Origin of the sequence: Halomonas sp. SIMBA_159, from assembly GCF_046536035.1 — a bacterium.
GTDB classification, from domain to species: domain Bacteria; phylum Pseudomonadota; class Gammaproteobacteria; order Pseudomonadales; family Halomonadaceae; genus Vreelandella; species Vreelandella venusta_A.
Genome location: NZ_JAWJBT010000658.1, coordinates 1 through 269, shown reverse-complemented (window position 1 = coordinate 269; position 269 = coordinate 1). Strand labels below are relative to the sequence as shown.

General features: G+C 63.6%; 1 protein-coding gene. It reads right to left on the bottom strand.

Translation table 11 applies throughout. The features are described from left to right. The coding region (locus R0J87_RS20845; protein ID WP_498888643.1) for an SNF2-related protein at window positions 1–249 on the bottom strand (249 nt) is incomplete at its 3' end. Window positions 250–269: the final 20 nt, after the last annotated feature.

The following is a 269-nucleotide window of genomic DNA, read 5'->3' as shown; positions in this document are numbered from 1 at the left end:
CTCCATCGGCGTTCCGGTGACGGCGTAGGTGACGTCGGCACGGAAGGTCGAGATGGCGCGGTGGAGCCTCGTCTTGGGATTCTTGACGAACTGGGCCTCATCGAGGATCAATCCCGCCCATTCGACCTCGCGGAACTCCTCTTCGTCGAGTCGCGCGACGGTGTACGAACTGACGACGAGGTCGCTCGAACGAGCCGCAGCCCTCAAGACGTCAGCCCGCTTGCCACTCGTGCTGTCGACGATCGACACGCGAAGCCCGGGAGTGAATC